The sequence below is a fragment of the Pseudomonas sp. GW456-L12 genome (assembly GCF_059424045.1).
Map to the genome: position 1 here is coordinate 128,077 of NZ_JBWKZA010000013.1, position 23,445 is coordinate 151,521.

The following is a 23,445-nucleotide window of genomic DNA, read 5'->3' on the forward strand; positions in this document are numbered from 1 at the left end:
CGCCCAGCTTTTGATGACAACCTGATGATGCGGCGGCGCTCATTTTTCAATGGCAACCCAATGATGTCCACACCCGTTGCGCGCTGTGGTGGAGGATGCCGTGGCGCCGCGCCAGGGCCTGGCGGTCCTTGCTGTAGCCACCGCCGATCACCCCGAGCACCGGGATGTCGCGGCCCAGGCAATGGCGCATCACCTGTTCGTCGCGGGCGGCGACGCCCTGGTCGGTCAGCTTCAGGTAACCCAGGGCATCGTCCTTGTGCACATCCACCCCGGCGTCGTACAGCACCAAGTCCGGCTGGTACAGCGGCAGCAGGTAATTGAGGGCATCGTCGACCACCTTCAGGTAGTCGGTGTCGCCCATGCCCATCGGCAGGGGGATGTCCCAGTCGCTGGTGGCCTTGCGCGCCGGGAAGTTTTTTTCGCAGTGCAGCGAGACGGTCACGGCGTCCGGGGTATGTTCGAGAATCCGCGCGGTGCCGTCGCCCTGGTGCACGTCGCAGTCGAAGATCAGCACCCGGCCGACCCGTCCGGCTTCCAGCAGGTAATGGCTGATTACCGCCAGGTCGTTGAAGATGCAGAAACCCGCCGGGTGGTCGTAGTGGGCGTGGTGGGTACCGCCGGCCAGGTGACAGGCCAGGCCATGCTCCAGGGCCTGTTCGGCGGCCAGCAACGAGCCGCCGACGGCGCGCACGGTGCGCCGGGCCAGGGCTTCGTTCCAGGGCAGGCCGAGGCGCCGCTGGTCTTCCCGCGACAACTCGCCGGCCATATAGCGTTCGATATACCCAGGGGCATGGGCCAGGGCGAGAATTTCCCTGGGGCACAGCTCCGGGCGCAGCAGGTCGGCATCGCGGGTCAGGCCGCTGTCCACCAGGTGGTCGCGCAGCAGGCGAAACTTGTCCATGGGGAAGCGGTGCTCCGCCGGGAACTCAGGGCTGTAGTCTTCGTGGTAGATCAGCGGCAGTGGCATGGCAATTTCATGTAGGAATCCGAAAAGGATCCTACCAGCGATGTAGACTGGCACGCATGGAAATGGAGGGGACGATGGAGCCGATACTGCAACTCGAAAGTGCTCGACTGCTGTTGCGCCAGTGGCGCGACGAGGATTTGCCGGCGTTCGCGGCGATGTGTGCCGATCCGCAGGTGATGCGTTACTTTCCGGCCCCCTTGAGCCGCCTGGAAAGCGCTGCGCTGATCGGGCGGATCCGTGGGCATTTCGCCGAGCACGGTTTTGGCACGTGGGCGCTGGAGCGCAAGGATACCGGGGCCTTTATCGGTTTTACCGGGCTGGGCGTGGTGGGCTTCGAGGCGCCGTTCACCCCGGCGGTGGAAATCGGCTGGCGCCTGGCGCGCGAGCACTGGGGCCTGGGCTATGCCAGCGAAGCGGCCTGGACCGCGTTGCGCTGTGGCTTCGATCGCTTGGCCCTGAAGGAGATCGTCGCCTTCACCACCACCAGCAACCTGCCGTCGCAGAAAGTCATGCAGGCCATCGGCATGCAACACGCTGCGGACGACGATTTCGATCACCCAAAGCTCGGCAGCGAGCATCCGCTGCGTCATCATGTGCTGTATCGCATCAACCGCGAACAATGGTTGGAAACCTTGCATGGATAGCAGGTCGGGGGCATCTGGAGTGTGCCCATGTGTGTGAACCCGATTGAATCGACCGCGGCAGCGAAGACTGCGCGGCATTGCTCTGTGTGAGGAGAGTCTGAATGAGCCACGTGTTGGATGATCTGGTCGACCTGTTGACCCTGGAACCGATCGAGGAAAACCTGTTTCGCGGTCGTAGCCAGGACCTGGGTTTCCGCCAGCTGTTCGGCGGCCAGGTGTTGGGTCAGTCCCTGTCCGCGGCCAGCCAGACTGTCGAAGAGGCCCGCCATGTGCATTCGCTGCACGGTTATTTCCTGCGCCCGGGCGACGCGGCGTTGCCGGTGGTGTACCAGGTCGACCGGGTGCGCGATGGCGGCAGCTTCAGCACTCGCCGGGTGACGGCGATCCAGAAGGGCAACCCGATCTTCACCTGTAGCGCCTCGTTCCAGTACGACGAGGAAGGCTTCGAGCACCAGGACACGATGCCCCAGGTGGTCGGCCCGGAAAACCTGCCGTCGGAGCTGGAGATCACCCAGCAGCGCGCGCACCTGATCCCCGAGCACATGCGCGAAAAACTGCTGTGCCCCAAGCCTATTGAAGTGCGCCCGGTCACCGAGAAAGACCCCTACAACCCGCAGCCGGCGGACCCGATCAAATATGTCTGGTTCCGCGCCGACGGCAGCCTGCCGGACATTCCCGCGCTGCATAAATACCTGCTGGCCTACGCCTCGGACTTCGGCCTGCTGACCACCTCGATGCTGCCCCATGGCAAGTCGGTGTGGCAGAAGGACATGCAGGTCGCCAGCCTCGACCACGCGCTGTGGTTCCATGCCGACCTGCGCGCCGACGACTGGCTGCTGTATGCCATGGACAGCCCGTGGGCCGGCAATTCCCGCGGTTTCTCCCGTGGCAGCGTGTTCAACCGCGCCGGCCAGCTGGTGGCGTCGGTGACCCAGGAAGGCCTGATCCGCCACCGCAAGGACTGGGCATGAGCCTGGCCGAGGTGCGGCATTGGGTGTTCGACATGGACGGCACCCTGACGGTGGCCGTGCATGATTTCGCGGCTATCCGCGAAGCGCTGGGGATCCCGCCGGAGCATGACATCCTGACCCACCTCGCGGCCTTGCCCGCCGCTGAAGCCGCGGCGAAACACGCCTGGCTGCTGGAGCACGAGCGCGACCTGGCCTTGGGTTCGCGCCCGGCGCCGGGGGCGGTGGAACTGGTGCGGGAGCTGGCGGTGCGGGGCTATCGCCTGGGCATCCTGACCCGCAATGCGCGGGAGCTGGCCCATATCACCCTGGAGGCCATCGGCCTGGCCGACTGCTTTGCCGTCGAAGACGTGCTGGGGCGCGACGAAGCACCGCCCAAGCCTCACCCGGGCGGCTTGCTGAAGCTGGCCGCGGCCTGGGCGGTGGCGCCCGCCGAGATGGTGATGGTCGGCGACTACCGCTTCGACCTCGACTGCGGTCGCGCGGCGGGCACCCATACGGTGCTGGTCAACCTGCCGGATAACCCGTGGCCGGAGCTGGCCGACTGGCATGCCGAGGATTGCGTGATCTTGAAGCAGATGCTTTTGGCCTGAGATCCATCGCGAGCAAGCTGACCTCACTCTGTTTATTGGCCGAGCTTATTGGCCGAACAATGCCTTCTGCCCTTCGGGCGAAGTGAACATCTTGTCGCCGTCATGCCCGACCCCGGGCACTTCGATCAGTTGCTGTTGCAATCCCTGGGGATGACGCTGTTTCAGGTAGTTGAAATAGTTGTGCCCGCGAATCAAGCGGTAGGCGCCCTGGGCCTCGGCGGCGCAGCTGGTGTCCAGCGCCGGGTGGTGCGGGTCGGTGTCCTGTTTGCCCAGCAGGTAGGTGATATCGCGCTTGACGTAGCTCTGTTCCAGTTGCTGCGCGGTCTGGCCGGCGGCGTAGGCCGGCAGCTTGAGCAGACCGTACTTCCAGTGGTTGAAACCGGGGCACGCGCCGGCATCGACCTTCACCGGGCGCTGTTCGTCGAAATAGGCATAGGACGACGGGTTGGCGATGACGTAGCGCAGCTTGATGCCGTCATCCTCCAGGCCCGGATGGTGCTGGCCGAGCAGGGCGAAACGCTGCACCACCTGGGCGCCACCGGAGTGGCCGGCGATGACGATCTCGGTCAGGGACGGGAACTGCTGACGATCGCTCAGCCGCGTGATGATCGCGTCCAGCACCGCATAGGAACTGACCGCCCTGGGCCCGCTGGACGGCTCGCCGGCCATCCAGTCATTGCCCTGCCAGCGCAGCAGCGAGTCGGGTAGTGGGTGACGCTCGATATCGCTCTGGTTGAGAAACTGCGGGGCGACCACCAGGGTGGACGCACTTTGCCCGGCCTGGCTGGCGGCCTGTTCGGCGCTTTGCAGGTAGGTCTGGGCATTACGCAGGCGCCCGTGGACGATGATCAGCGCCCGCTGGACCTCGGGCAGCGGCCGCTGCCAGTCCTGGCTCAGGCCGATGGCCAGTTCGCCGCCTTCGAGGTTCAGCCGCGCGGGGCTGATCGTCTTGACGCCATTTTCCGCTGCCTGCGCGCCGGCGCAGATCATCCATAACGTGAGCAGCACCAGTACCCGGCGCATTACAGACTCTTCGCCGCGAAGGTGTCGCACTGGCCGACTTGGCCTTGAGTGAAACCGGCCTTGAACCAGCGTACCCGTTGCGCCGAGCTGCCATGGGTGAAGGAGTCCGGTACCACGCGGCCCTGGCCTTGCTGTTGCAGGCGGTCGTCACCGATGGCATTGGCGGCGTTCAGGGCTTCTTCGATATCCCCCGGCTCCAGCCAGTTCAGGCGTTTCTGCGCATGGTTGGCCCAGACGCCCGCCAGGCAGTCGGCCTGCAGCTCCTGGCGCACCAGCAGGCCGCCGTCGCCTTCCATCTGCCGGCCTTGTTGGCGGGCTGCCTGGATCTTCGCCGAGACGCCGAGCAGGGTCTGTACGTGGTGGCCGATTTCGTGGGCGATCACGTAGGCCTGGGCGAAGTCGCCGGCGGCCGAGAAGCGCTGGTCCATCTCGCGGAAGAAGTCCATGTCCAGGTACACCTGCTGGTCGGCCGGGCAATAGAACGGGCCGGTGGCGGAGGTCGCCGAGCCGCAGGCGGAGTTCACCCGGCCACGGAACAGGATGAGCTTGGGTTGCTGATAGGCGCGTCCGGCCTGTTGGAAGATCTGGCCCCAGGTGTCTTCGGTGTCGCCGAGGATGGAGCGCACGAATTCCGCTTGCTCGTCGTTGGCCGGCGGCGCCTGGCGGGTCTGCTGGGTGGTGGCGGGCGCCGAGGACTGGTCCATCTGCCCGGCGAGCTGCCCGAGGATTTGCAACGGGTCTTGGCCGGTGACCCAGCCGATGCCGGCGATCAGGATGATGGCGGTCAGGCTCAGCCCCTTGCCGCCGCCAAAGCGCAGACCGCCGCCTCCACCGCCGCCACTGTCATCGCGAGCATCCACCACGTTGTCGCTGCGCCGTCCTTTCTTCCAAAGCATGGGTGAATCCTCGTTCTAATTTGCTGATCAGTGTTGCTGGTGAGTAGGGCAGACGCCAGTCCGGTCGTCAGCCTTTTGCATGCACGCTACCATTGCCCGCAGCCGCATCGATCCTGTCGCGACACATCCGGGGCCTCCTTTGAACATCGATACCCGCATCAAATTCCGTCACCTCGTATGTTTTCTTGAAATGTCTCGCCAGGGCAGCCTGGCGCGGGCGGCGGATGTGCTCGCGGTAAGCCAGCCGGCGATGTCGAAAACCCTCAAGGAACTGGAAGAACTGCTCGACACCCGGCTGTTCGCCCGGAGCAAGGCCGGGCTCAGCCTGACCGAGGCCGGCATGGCCTTTCTGCGTTACGCCGGGCCCTCGGTGCAGGCCCTGCGCGAGGGGGTGAACACCTTGCGTGGTGGCGAATATGCCGCCGGCGTGGTGCGCCTGGGTGTGCTTTCGACCGCCGAAAGCCTGCTGCTGCCGGAGGTGGTGCGGCGCCTGCACGAACGGCATTCGGCGCTGGTGGTGAGCGTGGTCACCGGCCCCAGCGCCTACCTGCTGTCGCAGTTGCGGGTCGGCGATGTCGACCTGGTGGTCGGGCGCATGACGGACAGCCCGCAGATCCAGGGCCTGAGCTTCGAGCATCTGTACAGCGAGTCCATGACCCTGGTGGCGCGTCCCGATCACCCGTTGCTGCACGGGCCATTGGACAGGCATGCGCTGGAGCGCTACCCGCTGGTACTGCCGCTGGCCGGCACCACCATCCGCAAATTCGCCGACAGCCTGTTCGTGCAGTGCGGCATCAGCCAGTCGCGCCAGCGCCTGGAAACCCTCTCGGTGGCCTTGAGCCGGCGTTATGCGCTGTCCAGCGATGCACTGTGGATCGCCCCGCTGGATGCGGTGCGCCTGGACCTGGCCAACGGCGAGCTGCGCGAGATCGACCTGGGGCAGCGTGAGCCGGGCGGCTCGGTGGGCATCTCCAGCAACGCCAGCCTGCCGCTGTCGCTGGCGGCGCAATGGTGCGTGGAGGTGCTGCGGGAGGTCGGGCAGGCCTATCGCGAGGGGCGTTATCCCTAACCTTTTGGTTATGTTGTTGAGGGGGCTTTTCAATAGTCGTCGGGCTGCCGTTGTTTGAAACTGCGCGGGCTGCGCTCCATAAATCAAACAACAGGAGACCGACATGTCTGATGCAGACAGCAGTCGTTTCGTTATCCGTGACCGTAATTGGCATCCCAAGGCCCTGACCCCCGACTACAAGACCTCCGTGGCCCGTTCGCCGCGCCAGGCGCTGGTGAGCATCCCGCAATCGCTGAGCGAAACCAGCGGCCCCGATTTCTCCCATCTGAAGACCGGGCGTTTCGACAACGACCTGCTGCTCAACTTCAATAACGGCGGCTTGCCGGTGGGCGAGCGGATCATCGTCGCCGGCCGGGTCTGCGATCAGTACGGCCAGCCGATTCCCCACACCCTGGTGGAGATGTGGCAAGCCAACGCCGGTGGTCGCTACCGGCACAAGAACGACCGCTACCTGGCGCCCCTGGACCCGAACTTCGGCGGTGTCGGCCGGGCCCTGACCGACCGTGACGGCTACTACAGCTTCCGTACCATCAAGCCCGGCCCTTACCCGTGGCGCAACGGCCCGAACGACTGGCGCCCGGCGCATATTCACTTCTCCATCAGCGGGCCGTCGATCGCCACGCGGTTGATCACCCAGCTGTATTTCGAGGGCGACCCGCTGATCCCGCTGTGCCCGATCGTCAAGTCGATCGCCAATCCGCAGGCGGTGCAGAGCCTGATCGCGCGGCTGGACATGAGCAGTGCCAACCCGATGGACTGCCTGGCCTATCGCTTCGACATCGTGTTGCGCGGCCAGCGCAAGACCCACTTCGAGAATTGCTGAGGAGCCCGCCATGCCTATCCAATTGCTGCCCGAAACCCCTTCGCAAACGGCCGGCCCTTATGTGCATATCGGCCTGGCGCTGGCCGCTGCGGGCAACCCGACCCGCAGCGACGAGATCTGGAACCGGATGGCCGGGCCCGACGCCCAGGGGGAAAAGATCCTGCTGATCGGCCATGTGTACGACGGCAACGGCCATCTGGTGCGCGACTCGTTCCTCGAGTTCTGGCAAGCCAACCACGAGGGCGTCTACGACCCTGTGTTCGATTCGGAGAAAGCCTTCAACAGCTTCGGGCGCACGGCCACCACCTTCGATGCCGGCGAGTGGACGCTGCACACGGTCAAGCCGGGCGTGGTGAACAACGCCGCCGGGGTGCCGATGGCGCCGCACATCAACGTGGCGCTGTTCGCCCGGGGGATCAACATCCACCTGCACACGCGCCTGTATTTCGCCGACGAGCCGGAAGCCAACGCCGCCTGCCCGGTGCTGAACCTGATCGAGCAGCCGCAGCGGCGCGACACCCTGCTGGCGCATCCCTGTGACGTGGATGGGCAGCGGGCGTACCGCTTCGATATCCGCATCCAGGGGGAAGGGGAGACGGTGTTCTTCGATTTCTGATCTGCCATCCGTTACCGCGGGCGTCTCCTGCGGAGCCGATCGCAGCCTCGCGGGCTCGGCAGCGGCTACAGGGATTCCGTGCTTTTTGTAGCCGCTGGCGCAGCCTGCGATAAGGCCCGCAGGGCCTTCAAGCGATCTCAAGAACCACACCCTTTTCGAAGTTGAATGCCGCCTTATTCGTAAGCGCTGGCGCCCGCGATGTGCCGCCCGGCGATGTAGCCGAAGGTCAGCGCCGGGCCGAGATTGATGCCGCCGGCGGGGTAGTGGCCGCCCATGATACTGGCCATGTCGCTGCCGGCGGCGTACAGGCCGGCGATGGCCTGGCCCTGGCCGTCGAGCACCTGGGCGTGGGGGTTGACCTTGAGCCCGGCGAACGTGCCGAAGCAGCCCGGCTGGACTTTCACCGCGTAGAACGGCCCCTGTTCGATGGGCGCTACGCACGGGTTGGGTTGCTGGCGCGGGTCGCCCTGCTTGCGGTTGTAGGGCGTCGAGCCCCGGCCGAACAGCGGGTCCTGGCCTTGTCGGGCATGCCGGTTGTATTCCGCCAGGGTGGCGCGCAGGCCGTTCACCTCGATGCCGCAGGCCTGGGCCAGTTCCTCGATGCTCGCGCCGCGCTTCAGGTAGCCGCTGCGGATAAAGGGCGCCAGCGGCACCGGGAAGGGTCGGGAGATGCCCAGGCCATAGCGGCGCTGGAAGCCGTGGCTGCAGATCAGCCACGACGCCACTTCTTCGCCCTCGGGCGCCGCCGCGACCATCGCTCGCACATAGTCGTAGTAACCGTCGGCTTCGTTGACGAAGCGTTGGCCGTTGCGCAAGACGCCGATGATCCCCGGCTTGCCGCGCTCGATGATGTGCGGGAAATGCCCGCGGCTGCCGTCCTGGTAGGGCACCGCGGAAACCGGGGCCCAGGCCACGGGGGACGCCATGTCGGTATCGACCCGGGCACCAACGCTCTCCCCCAGGCGCAAGCCGTCGCCCGAGACCGCCAGCGGCGGCAGGGCCAGATGCTCGTGGCCGGTGGGCGTGCGTGGGAACAGTGCCTTGCGCCGCTCGATGTCATTGGCGAAGCCACCGGCCGCCAGCACCACCGCTTTGCGGGCGCGGACACGGATGGGCCCCCGGGTGGCGCTGCTGACAATCGCCCCCGTCACCGCGTCGCCGTCGCGCAGCAGCTCGGTGACCGGCGCCGATTCCCAGAGCAGTACGCCCAGGTCCTGCGCCGACTTGGCCAGGCGCGCCACCAGCGCCACACCGTTGACCAGTTGCAGGGCGCGGCGGTGAGTGACGAGGTCGCGCAGGTGGCGAGCGACGCGTTTGCTCACATGCCAGGCCGCCGGCAGCGAACGGCTCAGGTTGAGGAAGGCCGCAAGGTCCGCGCCGGCCATGATCGGCATGCCGATGAACGAGGTTTCGCGCATGGTCTTGCGCAGGCGCTTGAGCAGCGTGCCGACCTCGCGCCCATCGTAGGGCGCGGCGATCACCGAGCGTCCGCCGGTGCCGGCTCCTGGCGTATCGCCGTGGATATCGGCGATGGCGTTGCCGTCGGCGAATTGCAGCGCGGTATGACGCTCGAAGAACGACACCATGCGCGGCCCGGCTTCGAGGAAGGCGTCGATCAGTGCTGGCTGGTAGCGTTCGCCCAGTTCGTGTTTCAGGTAGGTGCGCGGCAGTTCCACGTCCTCGATTATGCCGGCCCGTCGCGCCAGCGGGTTGCACGGCACCCAGGCCCAGCCGCCGGACCAGGCGGTGGCGCCGCCGAACACCGGGTCTTTCTCCACCACTATGACTTTCAGGCCATGCCAGGCCGCGGTCACGGCCGCCGAGAGGCCGGCGGCGCCGGAGCCGACGACCAGCACGTCGCAATCGATATCGGGGTGGGGCAGGGAGGCGGTGGCAGGCATGGAAGAAGCAACTCCGCTAAACGAACGATTATTATTTTTGGAACTTGATTCCAAAAAATATACGGAGTCGAATAGTCGGCAGCAAGGCGAGGGCAAGATCATCTGCGCCGTGCCGAGGTTTTTATGGGCGGTTATCGAACGAGGCCGCGGTGTGTTTCCCCATTGCGCCGGTTGTCACTAGAATCGGCCAAATTTCGTCTGGACCCGACCATGGCCGGCAGTCAAATCGAGCGCGTCTTCAGCGTTCTGGAAAGTCTTACCAGCGACCCCCGCGGCCTGCCGATGCAGACCCTGGCCGAGCAACTGGGCATCCCCAAAAGCGCCACCCACCGGCTGTTGGCGGAGCTGATCCGCCTGGGCTACGTGCGCCAGAACCCGGACAGCCTGCGTTATCACCTGTCGACCAAGCTGGTGGCTATGGGCTTTCGCTACCTGTCCAGCAGCGGCGCGGACATCGTCCAGCCGGTGCTCGACCGGCTGGCCCAGGAAACCGGCGAGCTGGTGCGCCTCGGGGTGATCGAGGACGAGCGCCAGACCTGGATCGCCAAGTCCCAGGGCGCCCGTTCCGGGTTGCGCTACGACCCCGACATGGGCCGCGAGGCGCCGTTGTTCTATACCGCTTCCGGGCATGCCTGGCTGGCCTGCCTGAGCGATGCCGAGGCGTTGTCGCTGGTGGAGCGCCAGGCCGCCGAGATCCCCGCGGACCTGGGCCCGAACGCGCCGCGCTCGAACATCGAACTGCTCGAACGCCTGCGCCTGGCTCGGGAACAGGGTTACGCCTGGGTCGAGGAAAGCTCGGCGGTGGGCACCTCGGCGGTGGCCGCGGTGGTGCGTCATCCGGTCGACGGCCGGGTGGTCGGAGTGCTGAGCATCGCCGGCCCCAGCGCGCGCATGCCGCTGGCGCGCCTGCATGAACTGGCGCCGCTGCTGTTGAAGTTCACCGACGAACTCTCGGCCGCCAGCCAGGCCTCCGAACTCTTCAGCTGACTCTGTAACCGCTGGCGCAGCCTGCGATCGGCTCCGCAGGAGCCGCAAAACCGGTCGCGGCGGTGGGGCAGGCTGAGTGCGGTCGCCGGTTTGACGGCCGCTGCGCGCCCGATCGCAGCCTCGCGGGGCTCGGCAGCGGCTACAGGGTTTCCTCGTTTTCTGTAGCCGCTGGCGCAGCCTGCGATAAGGCTTGCAGGGCCTTTGCGATCTCAAGCCTTAAAGCTGTTCGCTGATCGGACACTATTTCGTTTTGCTCTTGTATGAAAATGGAACCGAGTTCTAAATATTTGAAATTTCGCGTTCCCATAACAATCACAAGAGGATCCCGCCTTGGACTCGCCTTTGCGCATTGCCCTGATCGGCGTCGGCAATATGGGCCAGCAGCATTACCAGCACCTCAAGACCCTCACCGAGGCCAGGCTCTGTGCCGTGGCCGACCCCGGCCCGCAAGCAGCCGGGATCGCCGCGCAGTGGCAGGTGCCGTATTACCCCGACCATGGACTGATGCTCGAACAGGCCCGCCCCGACGCCGTGATAGTCGCCAACCCGAACAACCTGCACGTCGGCACTGCCCTGGATTGCCTGGCGGCCGGTGTGCCGGTGCTGCTGGAGAAACCGGTCGGCGTGCACCTGGATGAAGCGCGCGAACTGGTGGCCGCGGTGAAAAGCAGCGGTGTTCCCGTGCTGGTGGGCCATCACCGGCGCCACAACCCGCTGATCGTCCGTGCCCATGCGCTGGTGCGGGGCGGGGCATTGGGCCGGTTGACCACGGTCACCGCGCTCTGGCAATTGCAGAAGCCCGACAGCTATTTCGAGATTCCCTGGCGCCGCGAACCCGGGGCCGGGATGCTGCTGACCAACCTGATTCACGACCTCGACCTGCTGCGTCATCTGTGCGGCGAGGTACATCAAGTGCAGGCCGTCACCAGCAACGCGGTGCGCGGTTTTGCCAACGAGGATTGCGCCGCCGTCCTGCTGCAATTCGCCAACGGTGCCCTGGGCAGCCTGACCGGTTCCGACGCTGTGGCGGCGCCCTGGAGCTGGGAGTTGGATTCCGGCGAGAACCCGGTGTACCCGCGCCAGGCCGACCAGCCGTGCTACCTCTTGGCTGGCACCGGTGGCGCCCTGAGCATTCCGCAACTCAAGCGCTGGCGGTACGCCGAGGCCGGCGCCGGCTGGCATCAGCCGTTGCTGGCGATCGAGGAGCCTTTCACCGCCGCCGAGGCCCTGCGCTTGCAGTTGCAGCATTTCGTCAAAGTGGCGCGACGCGAGGTCGAGCCGCTGGTCAGCGTGGCCGATGCGGCGCGGACCCTGGCGCTGATCGAGGCGATCCGTGAAGCGGCGGCGACCGGTCGGGCCTGTACCCCGGCGCCGATCGAGGGATGAGCATGAGCGAACGCATTCTTTCCCTGGCTAGCCTCACGGTGCTGGAAATCTCGCCGCCGCAGATGGTCGAGGTGGCGGCCCGCGCCGGTTACAGCCACGTCGGTTTGCGCCTGGTGCCGGCGACGCCGCAGGAGCATCACTTTGCCCTGGTGGCCGATGCCGAGCTGCGCCGACAGACCCTCAGCCGCCTGCGCGACACCGGCGTCGGCGTGCTGGATGTGGAGATCCTGCGGCTCAAGCCGCACACCCGGGTGGCGGATTTCGAGGCGGTGCTGGCGGTCGGCGCGGAGTTCGGTGCCAGCGAGCTGCTGGTGGCCGGCAACGACCCCGACGAGGGGCGCATGACCGAGCGCTTCGCCGAACTGTGCGACCTGGCGTCGATCTACGGCCTGCACCCGCACCTGGAGTTCATGCCCTGGACCGATGCACGCAACCTGCAGCAGGCAGTGCGGGTGGTGGAGAACGCCAGGCGCGATAACGCTGCGGTGCTGGTGGACGCATTCCACTTCGATCGCTCGGCCTCGCGCCTGGAGGATCTGGCAAAGGTCGCGCCGTCACGGCTGCGTTATGCCCAGCTGTGCGACGTGGCCGGCCCGCGACCGGACGATATGCAGGAGATCCTGCGCCAGGCCCGCAACGAGCGGCGTTTCCCCGGGGATGGCGATTGCGACCTGGCGGGGCTCTTGCATTGTCTGCCGGCCAACTTGCCGTTGAGCCTGGAGATCCCCACGGTGAAATTGCTCGAACAGGGCGTTGGCGCCCTGGAGCGGGCGCAGATGGCCCTGGACAAGACCCGGGCGTTGTTGGCCAGGATTTAATGGATAGCCCGGATAGCCCTATCGCGGGCAAGGACTGGGCGCCCAGTCCTTGCCCGCGAAGCTGTTTTTCTACAAACAAACCCTATCTTGAGAGACTCCGCGGATGACCCTCAGCACACCCCTTTCCGGTGTCAACCAGCCCTTCAAGGGCATCCTGCTGGTCGTCGTGGCGACCTTCCTGTTCGCCAGTCATGACGCCCTGTCGAAATACCTTTCGGGGTTCTATCCGATCGTGATGGTGGTCTGGGCCCGCTACCTGGTTCATACCCTGCTGATGGCCGGAATCTTCCTGCCGCAATCGGGCCTGCGGGTGTTGCGCACCAAGCGGCCGTTGCTGCAAATAGCGCGGGCCTTGTGCCTGCTTGGCACCAGCCTGCTGTTCACCTCGGCGCTGCTGTTTATCCCGCTGGCGGAAGCCACGGCGGTCAACTTCCTGGCGCCGGTGCTGGTCACCGCGCTGTCGGTGCCGCTGCTGGGCGAGCGGGTCACGAAGGGTCAATGGCTGGCGGTGATCTGCGGTTTTATTGGGGTGCTGATCATCGTTCACCCGGGTGGCGACCTGTTCACCCCGGCGGTGCTGCTGCCTTTCTGCTCGGCGCTGTTTTTCTGCTTCTACCAACTGCTGACCCGCAAGCTCGCCGAGCACGACAGCCCGACCACCAGTAACTTCTTCGCCGGCCTGTGCAACACCCTGGTGATGAGCGCGCTGGTGCCGTTGTTCTGGCAGGTACCGAGCTTTGTCCATGGCGCGCTGATGCTGGCGCTGGGGGCCTGCGGCATGACCGCCCACCTGTTCCTGACCCAGGCTTTCCGCCACGCGGCGCCGGCGCTGCTGGCGCCGTTCGGTTATTGCCAGATCGTCTTCGCCGGGTTGCTGGGCTGGCTGTTGTTCAGCCATACGCCGCAGCCGATCACCCAATTGGGCATCGCGGTGATCTGTCTCAGCGGCCTGGCGGCTGCCTGGCAACAGCGGCAGCGCTGAGTGGCGTTGGTAACGGGAGGACAGTGAGAGAAGCGGGGGAGAAAAAAAGCAGGCCCGGAACCGGGCCTGCGAGAGGAAAGCGTCAGTCTTCTACTTTTGGAATCTTGCGGGGAGCCATGAAGTACATCCAGGTCAGGGCAATGAAGTACATCGCCGGGATCAGGGTGAACAACACGGTGTAGTTGTTGTTGGTGACGGTGAGGATGTGGCCGACGATCTGGGTCATGAACATGCCGCCGATGGCTGCGCACATACCGCCGAAACCGAACACCGTGCTCATCATGTGCTTGGGCGTGTAGTCCATCACCAGGCTCCAGATGTTGGCGGTCCAGGCCTGGTGCGCGCCGATCCCCAGGGAGATGGCGAACACTGCCAGCCACAGGCTGGAGGTACCGGCTGCCATGATCACGCCGATGATGCAGCAGGCGAACAGGAACATGGAGACCAGGCGCGCCTTGATCGGGTTGACCCCGCGGCCGATCAGGAACGACGAGAGGATGCCGCCACCGACGCTGCCGAAGTCGGCGGTCAGGTAGATGATGATCAGCGGGATGCCCATCTGGGTCACGTTGATGCCCAGGTTGTACTGCTGGTTGAGGAAGGGTGGCAACCAGTACAGGTAGAACCAGAACACCGGCGCGGTGATCGCGTAGGCCAGGGCGAAGGCCCAGGTGCCGCGCATGCGCAGGATGCGCGAGAAAGGCACGCGGGCCTGCTCCGGTTCGACTTCTTTCTGGATGTACTCGAGCTCGGACTGTTTGACGCTCGGGTGATCTTCCGGGTTGAAGTACTTCAGGCCCCAGAACAGCAGCCAGATGCCGCCCAGCGCAGCCATGCACAGGAACGCCGCCTGCCAGCCCCAGGCGTGCAGGATCAACGGCAGCAGCATCGGCGTGAACATGGCGCCGACGTTGGTCCCGGCGTTGAAGATGCCAGTGGCCACGGCGCGTTCGCCGGCCGGGAACCACAGGCGCGTGGTCTTCACGCAGGCCGGGTAGTTGGCGGCCTCGGTCAGCCCGAGGATGAAGCGGCAGACCATGAAACCCGCGGCCGAAGTGGCCAGGCCGTGAGCGCCGGTGGCCAGGCTCCACAGCAGCACGGCGAAGAAGAACACGCGCTTGACGCCGACCCGGTCGATCAACCGTCCTTGCAGGACGAAACCGACGGCGTAGCCGACCTGGAACCAGAAGTTGATGTTGGCGTAGTCCATCGCCGTCCAGCTCATTTCCTTGGCCAGGATCGGCTGCATCACACCCAGGGCGGCGCGGTCGATGTAGTTCAGGGTGGTGGCGAAGAACACCAGGGCGAGCATGCCCCAGCGGGTCTTGCCGACCGCCATGGCGCCGCGGATCTTGTCGCCGATGCCGCCGGAGGCGGTGCCGAGGCTCGGGGCCATGCGGGAGCTTTGAGAAGGAATCATGTGTGCCATCCGTTCAATGACTGACGAGGGACAACTCGTCGGGACTCAAGGGCGCGTGATCGATTGTCGGCTATGCGGACGGGCCGCGGGTGAACTCGATGATCGATCGGCTGAGTGCTTTGGTCGACGCGCGTCGGGCGCGGCGGTGGAAAGCGGGTTGGTCAGCGTGCGGGCATGGTCAGCCCAGGGGCCGTAGTGCGTCCGTCTGAAGGCGGCTGTTGGAGGCGTGGCCGGGTGAGGGCCGAAGGGCCAGGCAGAGAGGTGTGGCGTTGAGTGCAAGCATGAGGGTGTACCCGATTTTTGAAATTTTTATGGTGTGTTCTGGGTCTTGGGTGATTGAAGCCGGCGGTTCGGTGCCGGCTCAATGTGTTGCCGATGGTGCGCAGCGGACGAAAAATCGTCAATTCGCCAATGGCCATTTTGTTCGATAATCGCACGAAAAACTAACTGGTTCGTACACTTTGAATTGCTGTCTGCAATGCCCGGCTCAATAATCCGCCCCATCCAATAACAAACGTACCTGTAGCCGCTACCGCAGGCTGCGATCGCCCGCGAAGCGGGCGCGGGATCTTCAGTGCGCTGGAGGACCTGCGGCAGCGGCCACAGGCACGGCGCCCGATCTGTGGTCATTACCGGGAGTTGAAACATGCAGCGTTCCATTGCCACCGTCTCCTTGAGCGGTACCCTGCCGGAAAAGCTCGAAGCCATTGCCGCCGCCGGTTTCGACGGCGTGGAGATTTTCGAGAACGACCTGCTCTACTACGACGGCAGCCCCCGGGAAATCCGCCAGATGTGCGCGGACCTGGGCATCGCCATCACTCTGTTCCAGCCTTTTCGCGATTTCGAAGGTTGCCGCCGCGACCGCCTGCAACGCAACCTGGAACGCGCCGAGCGCAAGTTCGACCTGATGCAGGAACTGGGCACCGACCTGGTGCTGGTGTGCAGCAATGCCGCGGCCGACAGCGTCGGCGACCGGCAGATCCTGGTGGACGACCTGCGCCTGCTGGCCGAGCGCGCTGGCAGCCGTGGCCTGCGGATCGGCTACGAAGCCCTGGCCTGGGGCCGGCACGTCAATACTTATCAACAGGTCTGGGACATCGTTCGCGAGGCCGACCATCCGAGCCTGGGCGTGCTGCTCGACAGCTTCCACACCTTGTCGCTCAAGGGCGACCCGGCGGCGATCGCCGAGATTCCCGGGGACAAGATCTTCTTCGTGCAGATGGCCGACGCGCCGATCCTGGCCATGGACGTGCTGGAGTGGAGCCGGCATTTTCGCTGCTTCCCGGGGCAGGGCGATTTCGACTTGCCGGGGTTCCTCGCGCCGATCATCAAGAGCGGCTACACCGGGCCTTTGTCCCTGGAGATCTTCAACGACGGTTTCCGCGCCGCGCCACCGCGGGCCAACGCCGCGGACGGCCTGCGTTCGCTGCTGTACCTCGAGGAGAAAACCCGCCAGCGCCTGGAACAGGAAGCCGCGCCGGTGGCCAATATCGATACGCTGTTCGCGCCGCCGCCGGCCAGTGAATATGGCGGCACCGAGTTTCTCGAGTTCGCCGTGGACGAAGCGCTGGGCGCCAAGCTTGGCGGCTGGCTGGAACGCCTGGGGTTCGCCAGGGCCGGCCAGCACCGCTCGAAGAATGTCAGCCTGATGCGCCAGGGCGATATCAACCTGATCCTCAACTCCGAACCTTATTCCTTTGCCCACAGCTTCTTCGAAGCCCACGGCCCCTCGGTGTGCGCCACGGCGATCCGGGTCAAGGACAGCGCCAAGGCGCTGGAGCGCGCGGTGGCCTACAAGGGTCAGCCGTACCGCGGCTTGGTGGGCCCCAACGAACTGGAACTGGCCGCCGTGCGCGAGCTGGATGGCAGCCTGATCTACCTGGTGGACCAGGAGCAGGGCGGCCAGCACCTGTACGACACCGATTTCAATATGCTCCCGGGCGTGGTAGCCAAGGGCGGCCTCAAGCGCATCGACCACATGGCCATGGCGTTGCCGGCCGACAACCTCGACAGCTGGGTGCTGTTCTACAAGAGCCTGCTGGATTTCACCGCCGACGACGAAGTGGTGCTGCCCGATCCCTACGGCCTGGTGAAGAGCCGGGCGCTGCGCAGCCGTTGCAGCACCATTCGTTTGCCGCTGAACATTTCCGAGAACCGCAAGACCGCGATCTCCCACGCGCTGTCCAGTTACGGCGGCTCGGGCGTGCATCACATCGCCTTTGATTGCGACGATATCTTTGCCGAAGTCAGCCGGGCCAAGGAGGCGGGCGTGCCGCTGCTGGACATCCCGCTCAACTACTACGACGACCTGGCGGCGCGCTTCGATTTCGACGACGAGTTCCTCAGCGAGCTGGCCTACTACAACGTGCTCTACGACCGTGACGCCCAGGGTGGCGAGCTGTTCCATGTCTACACCGAGCCGTTCGAGGGGCGCTTCTTCTTCGAGATCATCCAGCGCAAGAATGGCTATGTCGGGTATGGCGCGGCGAACGTCGCGGTACGCCTGGCGGCCATGGCCAAGTCGCGCAGCGGTGGGGTACGGCACGCGAAGTTGTAGGAGTTTCGTAACGGCGGCGGCAAAGGGCCGCCGTCCTGCTTTCCTTCGCTGCGCGAGGCGGCCCATAATCGCCCGCGTGTGCAGCGATGGCCGTGAGCCCCAGAATGACAATGACCACAGAACTCTCCGTAGCGCCCGAGCAGCCCGTGATCGAGCCACGCAAGAGTCGCAAGAACAACCCGGAAAAGACCCGCGAGAACATTCTTCAAGAGGCTATTGTCGAGTTCGTGCAGCAGGGCCTGTCCGGTGCTCGGGTGGATGCCATCGCCGAGCGCATCCACACCTCCAAGCGCATGATCTATTACTACTTCGGCAGCAAGGAGCAACTGTACGTCGAGGTGCTGGAGAAGCTCTACGGCGATATCCGCAACACCGAAAGCCGCCTGCACCTGGCGGAGCTGGCGCCGCGCGAGGCGATTCGCCGGCTGGTGGAGTTCACCTTCGATCACCACGACCGCAACGTCGATTTCGTGCGCATCGTCAGCATCGAGAACATTCATAACGCCGAATACGTGAAGCGCTCCGAAGCGATCAAGGCGATGAACAACACCATCCTGCATGCCCTGGGCGAGATCCTCCGGCGCGGGGCCGACGAGGGCGTGTTCCGCGCCGGCCTGGATCCGCTGGACGTGCATTTGCTGATCAGTTCGTTCTGCTTCTACCGCGTGTCCAACCGCCACACTTTCGGCGAGATCTTCCAGATCGACCTGCCTGACGAGGCGATCAAGCAGCGCCACCGCGAGATGATCTGCGAGTCGGTGCTGCGCTACTTGCAGGCCTGATCCTCTAGGCGGCTGAACCCCGCTGTCGATCGATCAGCCGGCACAGGGTTTCAACCGCATCCTGCATCGACTCCGCTCGGGTATTGCCAAAGCCCATCAGCAAGCCGGGGCGTGATCCGCCCTGGGCACCCACGAAAAAACCTGACAGCGGCGCGACGCCGATCTTCCGGGCATGGGCGGCGGCCGCGATCGCCTGGTCGTCGAGCCCATCGGGCAGTTCGGCGAGCAGGTGCAATCCGCTGGCGCTGCTGGCTACCGTCATGCGCTCGCTGCCGGCGTTGTGAATGGCCGCCAGCAAGGCGGCGCGACGCTGCGCATAAACCGCCTGGCTACGACGGATATGGCTGCCGAGGTGGCCATTGCCGATGAACTCCGCCGCCGTCGCCTGGAGCGACAAAGGCACGCGGTGGCCGCTGCCATTGCGCACGTTGCGCAACACCTCCACCACCGCCTCGGGGGCGACCAGGAAGCCCAGGCGCAGGCCCGGCGCCAGCAGCTTGCTCAAGGTCCCGATATAAATGACCCGCCCCTGATTGCCGTCCAGCGCCTTGAGCGCCGGGGTTGGCGCGCCGCCGTAGCGGAACTCGCTGTCGTAATCGTCTTCGAGGATGAAGGCATCGGCATCGTGGGCCCATTGCAGCAAGGCCAGGCGTCGCGCCAGGCTCATGCCGACCCCCAGGGGATACTGGTGCGAAGGCGATACCAGGGCGAGCCGGGCGTCGGGCGCGAGCCGGCGGCCGGCCTGCACATCCAGGCCTTCTGCATCCACTGGAACGCCCACGGCCTGCACACCGGCCAGCAGCACGCTGCGGTAGGCCGCATCGTAGCCGGGGTTCTCGACCCAGACCCGCTCTCCCAGGTCGGTGAGCGCCAGGGTGGCAATCGACACCGCCGCCTGGGCACCGGGAGTAATCACGATGTGACTGGCCTGGCACACCACTCCGCGTGCCGCGCCGAGGTACGCCGCCAGGGCTTCGCGCAATGGCAGGAAACCCTGCGGGTCGCCGTAGGACAGGTCGGGAAGTGGCCGGCGTCGCCAGAAGCGGCCTTCCAGGCGCCCCCACAGCACATAGGGAAAGGCATCCAGCGCCGGCAGGCCCGGGGTCAGCGGCCAGGCGGCCCGGGCCACGGACATCGAGTCGGTCCCCGTCAGCGCCCGGGCCCGGGTGGAACCGACGGGGGCCTCTGTCCGGGCGGGCGGCGAGGCCGTTTGCTCGGCGATCCGCGCCATGACGTAGGTCCCCGAACCTGTCCGGGCTTCCAGGAACCCCTCGGCGATCAACTGCCCATAGGCCTCGGTCACGGTCATGCGCGATAGCCCCAACTGTGTCGCCAGCACGCGTGAGGCGGGCAGGCGGATGCCGGCCTTGACGCTGCCGTCGGCGATGCCTTTGCGCAGGAACAGCAGCAATTGCTCGCGCAAGGACAAGTGGCCGTCCTTGGCCAGTTGCAGGCGGTTCCAGATGGGATAGGCGGTTTTGCGGGTTTTCATCGGGGGCCTGGGGATCGCCGGTCGGCGACAGCTGGAAAAGTGGTCTGGGATATTGATCGAAAGTGGATATTTTATACAGGCCATTACCTGCGGATACTCCCTCGCCTTGCCAACACAGCCAGAGGGTTGCCCCGATGAAAACCGCCAGCATCAGAATCGCTGACCTGCTGCATCCAAGCGTTGCCGCGCTGATCTCGGTCATCGTCAATTACGGGGGAACCTTCATTCTGGTTTTCCAGGGGGCCAAGGCGGCCGGGCTGAGCCCGGAGCAGACCGCCTCGTGGATTTGGTCGATCTCTATCGGCGTTGGCCTGACCGGCGCCTGGCTGAGCTATCGCTATCGCGAGCCGATCATTACCGCCTGGTCGACACCGGGCGCGGCCTTCCTGATCGCGGTACTGCCGAGCACGCCTTACCCGGAAATGATCGGCGCCTTCATGCTGTCGGCTGCCGGCTTCGTGGTGCTGGGCATGTCGGGTTATTTCGAGCGGGTGGTGAAGCTGATCCCGCCGGGGATCGCGGCGGGCCTGCTGGCGGGTATTCTGTTGCGCTTCGGGATTGGTGCTTTCGACGGCGCGGGGGTCGATCCTTTGCTGGTGGGCGCGCTGCTGCTCAGCTATGTACTGCTACGGCGCTTTACCGCGCGTTATGCGATTGTCGGGGTGTTGCTGATCGGTATCGTGCTGTTGCTCGGGTTGGGGCAGGTCAGTTTCGCCAGCCTCGAACTCAAGCCGGCCCTGCCGGTGCTGACCGTGCCGGTGTTCTCGCTGAATGCGCTGCTGAGCGTGGCCCTGCCGTTGTTTCTGATCACCCTGACCGGCCAGTACATGCCCGGCATGCTGGTGCTGCGCAACGATGGGTTCAAGACCAGTGCCAATCCGATTCTCACGGCGACCGGCCTGGGCTCCTTGCTGATGGCGCCGTTCGGTTCCCATGCGTTCAACGTCGCCGCCATTACCGCTGCCATCTGCACGGGCAAGGAGGCGCATGAAGAACCGGCCAAGCGTTATCTGGCCGGGCTCGCGTGTGGGGTGTTCTATCTGCTGGTGGGGATCTTCGGCAGCACCCTGGCGGCGCTGTTCGTGGTCCTGCCGGCGACCTTTATCACCACCCTGGCGGGCCTGGCCCTGCTGGGCGCGATCGGCGGCAGCCTCGCCACCGCGCTGGTCGAGCCGAGTGGCCGGGAAACCGCCTTGATCACCTTCCTGGCGACCGCCGCCAATATCACCTTGTTCGGGTTGGGCGGCGCATTCTGGGGCTTGCTGGCGGGGTTGCTGGCGCACGGCGTGATGCACGGACGGCTGCGGCCAGCCGGTCGCCATGAGCGCGCCTAATCGCCATGCATGGCCGCGGGGAGTGTGCCGAGAGCGGAGCCGATCACAGCCCCGCACTGACCCGGTCAGGCACTGTCAGCCATTCATGCTCTGGAAATGCGCGAGCATGCGCTGGGCATCCGGCGCCACGCCGCTGAACAGTTCGAACGCCTTCACCGCCTGAAACACCGCCATGTTGCCGCCGTCCAGGGTTCGGCAACCGAGGGCTCGGGCGTTGCGCAGCAGCTCGGTTTCCAGGGGGAAGTAGACGATCTCCGCGACCCACAATCCGGGGCGCAGCAACTCGACCGGTACCGGCATGCCCGGCAGCTTGGCCATGCCCACGGGTGTGGTGTTCACCAGGCCGTCGGCGGCAGCCAGGGTGGCGGGCAGGTCGACGCCGGCCTTGGCCCGGCCGGGGCCGAAATGCTGGTTGAGGTTATCCGCCAGGCTCTGGGCGCGGGCACTTTCCACATCGAAGATATGCAACTGTTGCACGCCTTCGCTGAGCAGCGCATGGGCCACCGCCGCACCGGCACCGCCGGCACCCATCTGCACCACGCGCGACAGGGCCACGCCTTGCAAGCCGCGACGGAAACCTTCGGCAAAACCCAGGCAATCGGTGTTGTGGCCGATGCGCTTGCCATCCTTGAGCACCACGGTGTTCACCGCGCCGATGCCGCGGGCTTCCGGCGACAGCTCGTCGAGCAGCGGGATGATGCTTTGCTTGCACGGGAAGGTGATATTCAACCCGGTGAAGTTCATGCGCTCGGCGGCCAGCAGCAGGTCGGGCAGGGCGTTGCTGTCGAGCTGCAGCTGGTCCAGGTCGATCAGCCGGTACAGATAACGCAGGCCCTGGGCGTCGCCTTCGTGCTCATGCAGCGCCGGGGTGCGCGAGGCCTGGATGCCGGCGCCGATCAGTCCGGCCAGTACGGTGTGCTGCTGGGTCATGCCTGGGCTCCTTGAAAGCGCTGGCTGAAATGCGCCAGTGCCAGGCGATAGCCATGGCTGCCAAAGCCGCACATTACTGCCAGGGCGATGCCCGAGACAAAGGAGTGATGACGGAACGGTTCGCGGGCGTGGACGTTCGACAGGTGCACTTCGATCACCGGCAACTCACTGGCCACCAGGGCATCGCGGATCGCCACCGAGGTGTGGGTCCAGGCCGCCGGGTTGATCACGATCCCGGCGCAACGGCCACGGGCGCCGTGAATCCAGTCCAGCAGTTCGCCTTCGTGGTTGGTCTGGCGAAACTCCACAGTCAGGCCGAACTCCTCGGCGGCACGTCCGCACTGGGCGGAAATGTCGGCCAGGGTCTCGTGACCATAGGTGGCGGGTTCGCGGGTGCCGAGCAGGTTCAGGTTCGGGCCGTTGAGCACCAGAACGATAGGGCGCATGGGGGGAATTCTCCGTTGTTATTGTGGACGTGGCTTGAGCGGCCAGCGGCTGGGGCTAAATTGTACTAACTAGTTAATTTGGTCAATGAGCCGGGAGACAGCCCCGAAATAATGGTTCGATAATCGAACACTACCCGGATGAGTGGAGAAGTTCTTTCACCTTCTCGGCAGAAGATGCGTATTCATATCAATTGAAAATAATTCTTAGTAAGCCGTAAGATGCCGGCCAATTTCCTTCAAGTTCCAGGGAGTCGGTTTGTCGGACGTGGATCTCAAGGGGCTGTTTCTCAAGCATGCCGCTACCTTGCGTGGGTACCTGGCGCGCAAGGTACGGGACCCGCAGTTGGCCGCTGATCTGGTGCAGGAGAGTTTCCTGCGGCTGGCCGAACAGACGCGCGGCGAGCGCATCGACAATTCCCAGGGCTATCTCTACCGCACGGCGAACAATCTGCTGATCGACCATGTCCGTCAGGAGGCGCGGCGCAAGACCGACACCGTGCCCCATGAAGCCCTGGCCGAGATCGAAGACGAGCAGGCCGGTCTGGAGGCTCAGGCGATGGCGCAGCAACAGCGCAAGGCATTGAAGCAGGCCATTCTGGAGTTGCCGCCGCGCACTCAGGAGATCTTCCGCTTGAACCGGATCGAAGGCATGACCCACGCCGAAGTGGCCAGGCATCTGGAGATTTCCGACAGCTCGGTGCAGAAACACCTGTCCAGGGCCCTGGCCCATGTGATGCAGCGCCTGGCTACCGGCGGTCGGGCGGCCGACGAGTGAGTTACGGTAAACCCCGGGGTCAGTCGTCACTGCTTA

General features: G+C 65.3%; 22 protein-coding genes. 14 read left to right on the plus strand and 8 right to left on the minus strand.

Annotated features, from left to right (window positions below; translation table 11 throughout):
* Positions 1-46: 46 nt before the first annotated feature.
* Entirely contained in the window at positions 47-967 is a 921-nt protein-coding gene (locus tag AC07Y9_RS18070; RefSeq protein ID WP_102679486.1) for a histone deacetylase family protein, read from the minus strand.
* Positions 968-1,041: 74 nt separating this feature from the next.
* On the opposite strand from AC07Y9_RS18070, the gene AC07Y9_RS18075 reads away from it, so the two are divergent.
* From AC07Y9_RS18075 to AC07Y9_RS18085, 3 genes are all read left to right on the plus strand, one after another.
* Entirely contained in the window at positions 1,042-1,611 is a 570-nt protein-coding gene (locus AC07Y9_RS18075) for a GNAT family N-acetyltransferase (protein ID WP_009045759.1), read from the plus strand.
* A 101-nt stretch (positions 1,612-1,712) separates the two neighbouring features.
* Positions 1,713-2,582 (plus strand): acyl-CoA thioesterase II, encoded by an 870-nt coding sequence (gene tesB / locus AC07Y9_RS18080; RefSeq protein ID WP_007928905.1) that lies wholly within the window; start codon positions 1,713-1,715, stop codon positions 2,580-2,582.
* Positions 2,579-3,172, plus strand: a complete 594-nt coding sequence (locus AC07Y9_RS18085; protein WP_102679487.1) for an HAD family hydrolase — start codon at positions 2,579-2,581, stop codon at positions 3,170-3,172. The genes tesB and AC07Y9_RS18085 overlap by 4 nt, the downstream gene beginning before the upstream one ends.
* A gap of 45 nt (positions 3,173-3,217) precedes the next feature.
* On the opposite strand, the gene AC07Y9_RS18090 is transcribed toward AC07Y9_RS18085, so the two are convergent.
* The gene (locus tag AC07Y9_RS18090) at positions 3,218-4,195 is read right to left on the minus strand and encodes a hypothetical protein (protein ID WP_102679488.1); all 978 of its coding nucleotides are present in this window, start codon (positions 4,193-4,195) and stop codon (positions 3,218-3,220) included.
* Positions 4,195-5,091, minus strand: coding sequence for a KPN_02809 family neutral zinc metallopeptidase (gene ypfJ, locus AC07Y9_RS18095; protein WP_102679489.1), 897 nt, complete (start codon positions 5,089-5,091; stop codon positions 4,195-4,197). The genes AC07Y9_RS18090 and ypfJ overlap by 1 nt, the downstream gene beginning before the upstream one ends.
* Before the next feature lie 139 nt (positions 5,092-5,230).
* Between ypfJ and pcaQ the strand changes: the two genes are divergently transcribed.
* The 3 genes from pcaQ to pcaG all read left to right on the plus strand — a co-directional run bounded on the left by pcaQ (position 5,231) and on the right by pcaG (position 7,599).
* Complete coding sequence (gene pcaQ, locus AC07Y9_RS18100) at positions 5,231-6,160, plus strand: pca operon transcription factor PcaQ (protein ID WP_062824513.1); 930 nt, start codon at positions 5,231-5,233, stop codon at positions 6,158-6,160.
* A gap of 103 nt (positions 6,161-6,263) precedes the next feature.
* Entirely contained in the window at positions 6,264-6,983 is a 720-nt protein-coding gene (gene pcaH, locus AC07Y9_RS18105; protein WP_053262773.1) for a protocatechuate 3,4-dioxygenase subunit beta, read from the plus strand.
* Between the two features lie 10 nt (positions 6,984-6,993).
* Positions 6,994-7,599, plus strand: a complete 606-nt coding sequence (pcaG, locus tag AC07Y9_RS18110) for a protocatechuate 3,4-dioxygenase subunit alpha (RefSeq protein ID WP_009045754.1) — start codon at positions 6,994-6,996, stop codon at positions 7,597-7,599.
* Between the two features lie 173 nt (positions 7,600-7,772).
* Here the strand turns inward: pcaG and AC07Y9_RS18115 are convergent, their stop codons facing one another.
* The gene (locus AC07Y9_RS18115) at positions 7,773-9,500 is read right to left on the minus strand and encodes an FAD-dependent oxidoreductase (protein ID WP_102679490.1); all 1,728 of its coding nucleotides are present in this window, start codon (positions 9,498-9,500) and stop codon (positions 7,773-7,775) included.
* A gap of 210 nt (positions 9,501-9,710) precedes the next feature.
* Here AC07Y9_RS18115 and AC07Y9_RS18120 point away from each other — a divergent pair, with 210 nt between their 5' ends.
* The 4 genes from AC07Y9_RS18120 (at position 9,711) to AC07Y9_RS18135 (ending at position 13,673) form a co-directional block, all read left to right on the plus strand.
* A complete protein-coding gene (locus AC07Y9_RS18120) occupies positions 9,711-10,487 on the plus strand; it encodes an IclR family transcriptional regulator (RefSeq protein ID WP_097135087.1) in 777 nt (258 codons plus the stop codon).
* 330 nt (positions 10,488-10,817) lie between these two features.
* A complete protein-coding gene (locus AC07Y9_RS18125; protein WP_102679491.1) occupies positions 10,818-11,873 on the plus strand; it encodes a Gfo/Idh/MocA family protein in 1,056 nt (351 codons plus the stop codon).
* 2 nt (positions 11,874-11,875) lie between these two features.
* Positions 11,876-12,691 carry a sugar phosphate isomerase/epimerase family protein gene (locus AC07Y9_RS18130; RefSeq protein WP_102679492.1) on the plus strand — a complete coding sequence of 272 codons (816 nt, stop codon included), beginning with the start codon at positions 11,876-11,878 and terminating at the stop codon, positions 12,689-12,691.
* A gap of 103 nt (positions 12,692-12,794) precedes the next feature.
* Positions 12,795-13,673, plus strand: coding sequence for a DMT family transporter (locus tag AC07Y9_RS18135; protein WP_085534579.1), 879 nt, complete (start codon positions 12,795-12,797; stop codon positions 13,671-13,673).
* 82 nt (positions 13,674-13,755) lie between these two features.
* On the opposite strand, the gene AC07Y9_RS18140 is transcribed toward AC07Y9_RS18135, so the two are convergent.
* Complete coding sequence (locus AC07Y9_RS18140; protein WP_062824517.1) at positions 13,756-15,093, minus strand: MFS transporter; 1,338 nt, start codon at positions 15,091-15,093, stop codon at positions 13,756-13,758.
* Between the two features lie 646 nt (positions 15,094-15,739).
* Here AC07Y9_RS18140 and quiC point away from each other — a divergent pair.
* Both quiC and AC07Y9_RS18150 read left to right on the plus strand, forming a co-directional pair.
* On the plus strand, positions 15,740-17,650 hold the full coding sequence (gene quiC / locus AC07Y9_RS18145; RefSeq protein ID WP_009045747.1) for a 3-dehydroshikimate dehydratase QuiC: 1,911 nt from the start codon (positions 15,740-15,742) through the stop codon (positions 17,648-17,650).
* 104 nt (positions 17,651-17,754) lie between these two features.
* The gene (locus AC07Y9_RS18150; RefSeq protein WP_007928882.1) at positions 17,755-18,432 is read left to right on the plus strand and encodes a TetR/AcrR family transcriptional regulator; all 678 of its coding nucleotides are present in this window, start codon (positions 17,755-17,757) and stop codon (positions 18,430-18,432) included.
* Positions 18,433-18,436: 4 nt separating this feature from the next.
* On the opposite strand, the gene pdxR is transcribed toward AC07Y9_RS18150, so the two are convergent.
* The gene (gene pdxR / locus AC07Y9_RS18155; protein WP_102679493.1) at positions 18,437-19,924 is read right to left on the minus strand and encodes a MocR-like pyridoxine biosynthesis transcription factor PdxR; all 1,488 of its coding nucleotides are present in this window, start codon (positions 19,922-19,924) and stop codon (positions 18,437-18,439) included.
* A gap of 134 nt (positions 19,925-20,058) precedes the next feature.
* Between pdxR and AC07Y9_RS18160 the strand changes: the two genes are divergently transcribed.
* On the plus strand, positions 20,059-21,258 hold the full coding sequence (locus tag AC07Y9_RS18160) for a benzoate/H(+) symporter BenE family transporter (protein ID WP_102679494.1): 1,200 nt from the start codon (positions 20,059-20,061) through the stop codon (positions 21,256-21,258).
* A gap of 75 nt (positions 21,259-21,333) precedes the next feature.
* Here AC07Y9_RS18160 and AC07Y9_RS18165 read toward each other — a convergent pair whose 3' ends face one another.
* Both AC07Y9_RS18165 and aroQ read right to left on the minus strand, forming a co-directional pair.
* Positions 21,334-22,188, minus strand: a complete 855-nt coding sequence (locus AC07Y9_RS18165; RefSeq protein WP_087091921.1) for a shikimate dehydrogenase — start codon at positions 22,186-22,188, stop codon at positions 21,334-21,336.
* Positions 22,185-22,634: a type II 3-dehydroquinate dehydratase gene (gene aroQ / locus AC07Y9_RS18170; RefSeq protein WP_053262762.1), complete on the minus strand. Its 450-nt coding sequence runs from the start codon at positions 22,632-22,634 to the stop codon at positions 22,185-22,187. Before aroQ ends, AC07Y9_RS18165 begins: the two co-directional genes overlap by 4 nt.
* A 256-nt stretch (positions 22,635-22,890) precedes the next feature.
* Here aroQ and AC07Y9_RS18175 point away from each other — a divergent pair, with 256 nt between their 5' ends.
* Entirely contained in the window at positions 22,891-23,409 is a 519-nt protein-coding gene (locus AC07Y9_RS18175; protein WP_007928868.1) for an RNA polymerase sigma factor, read from the plus strand.
* The last annotated feature ends 36 nt before the right edge of the window (positions 23,410-23,445 follow it).

What these genes read in the sequence shown, in the direction of transcription:
- AC07Y9_RS18070 (WP_102679486.1), bottom strand. Translation starts at nt 967, where the DNA reads ATGCCACTGCCGCTGATCTACCACGAAGACTACAGCCCTGAGTTCCCG.
- AC07Y9_RS18075 (WP_009045759.1), top strand. Translation starts at nt 1,042, where the DNA reads ATGGAGCCGATACTGCAACTCGAAAGTGCTCGACTGCTGTTGCGCCAG.
- tesB (WP_007928905.1), top strand. Translation starts at nt 1,713, where the DNA reads ATGAGCCACGTGTTGGATGATCTGGTCGACCTGTTGACCCTGGAACCG.
- AC07Y9_RS18085 (WP_102679487.1), top strand. Translation starts at nt 2,579, where the DNA reads ATGAGCCTGGCCGAGGTGCGGCATTGGGTGTTCGACATGGACGGCACC.
- AC07Y9_RS18090 (WP_102679488.1), bottom strand. Translation starts at nt 4,195, where the DNA reads ATGCGCCGGGTACTGGTGCTGCTCACGTTATGGATGATCTGCGCCGGC.
- ypfJ (WP_102679489.1), bottom strand. Translation starts at nt 5,091, where the DNA reads ATGCTTTGGAAGAAAGGACGGCGCAGCGACAACGTGGTGGATGCTCGC.
- pcaH (WP_053262773.1), top strand. Translation starts at nt 6,264, where the DNA reads ATGTCTGATGCAGACAGCAGTCGTTTCGTTATCCGTGACCGTAATTGG.
- pcaG (WP_009045754.1), top strand. Translation starts at nt 6,994, where the DNA reads ATGCCTATCCAATTGCTGCCCGAAACCCCTTCGCAAACGGCCGGCCCT.
- AC07Y9_RS18115 (WP_102679490.1), bottom strand. Translation starts at nt 9,500, where the DNA reads ATGCCTGCCACCGCCTCCCTGCCCCACCCCGATATCGATTGCGACGTG.
- AC07Y9_RS18120 (WP_097135087.1), top strand. Translation starts at nt 9,711, where the DNA reads ATGGCCGGCAGTCAAATCGAGCGCGTCTTCAGCGTTCTGGAAAGTCTT.
- AC07Y9_RS18130 (WP_102679492.1), top strand. Translation starts at nt 11,876, where the DNA reads ATGAGCGAACGCATTCTTTCCCTGGCTAGCCTCACGGTGCTGGAAATC.
- AC07Y9_RS18135 (WP_085534579.1), top strand. Translation starts at nt 12,795, where the DNA reads ATGACCCTCAGCACACCCCTTTCCGGTGTCAACCAGCCCTTCAAGGGC.
- AC07Y9_RS18140 (WP_062824517.1), bottom strand. Translation starts at nt 15,093, where the DNA reads ATGATTCCTTCTCAAAGCTCCCGCATGGCCCCGAGCCTCGGCACCGCC.
- quiC (WP_009045747.1), top strand. Translation starts at nt 15,740, where the DNA reads ATGCAGCGTTCCATTGCCACCGTCTCCTTGAGCGGTACCCTGCCGGAA.
- AC07Y9_RS18150 (WP_007928882.1), top strand. Translation starts at nt 17,755, where the DNA reads ATGACAATGACCACAGAACTCTCCGTAGCGCCCGAGCAGCCCGTGATC.
- pdxR (WP_102679493.1), bottom strand. Translation starts at nt 19,924, where the DNA reads ATGAAAACCCGCAAAACCGCCTATCCCATCTGGAACCGCCTGCAACTG.
- AC07Y9_RS18160 (WP_102679494.1), top strand. Translation starts at nt 20,059, where the DNA reads ATGAAAACCGCCAGCATCAGAATCGCTGACCTGCTGCATCCAAGCGTT.
- AC07Y9_RS18165 (WP_087091921.1), bottom strand. Translation starts at nt 22,188, where the DNA reads ATGACCCAGCAGCACACCGTACTGGCCGGACTGATCGGCGCCGGCATC.
- aroQ (WP_053262762.1), bottom strand. Translation starts at nt 22,634, where the DNA reads ATGCGCCCTATCGTTCTGGTGCTCAACGGCCCGAACCTGAACCTGCTC.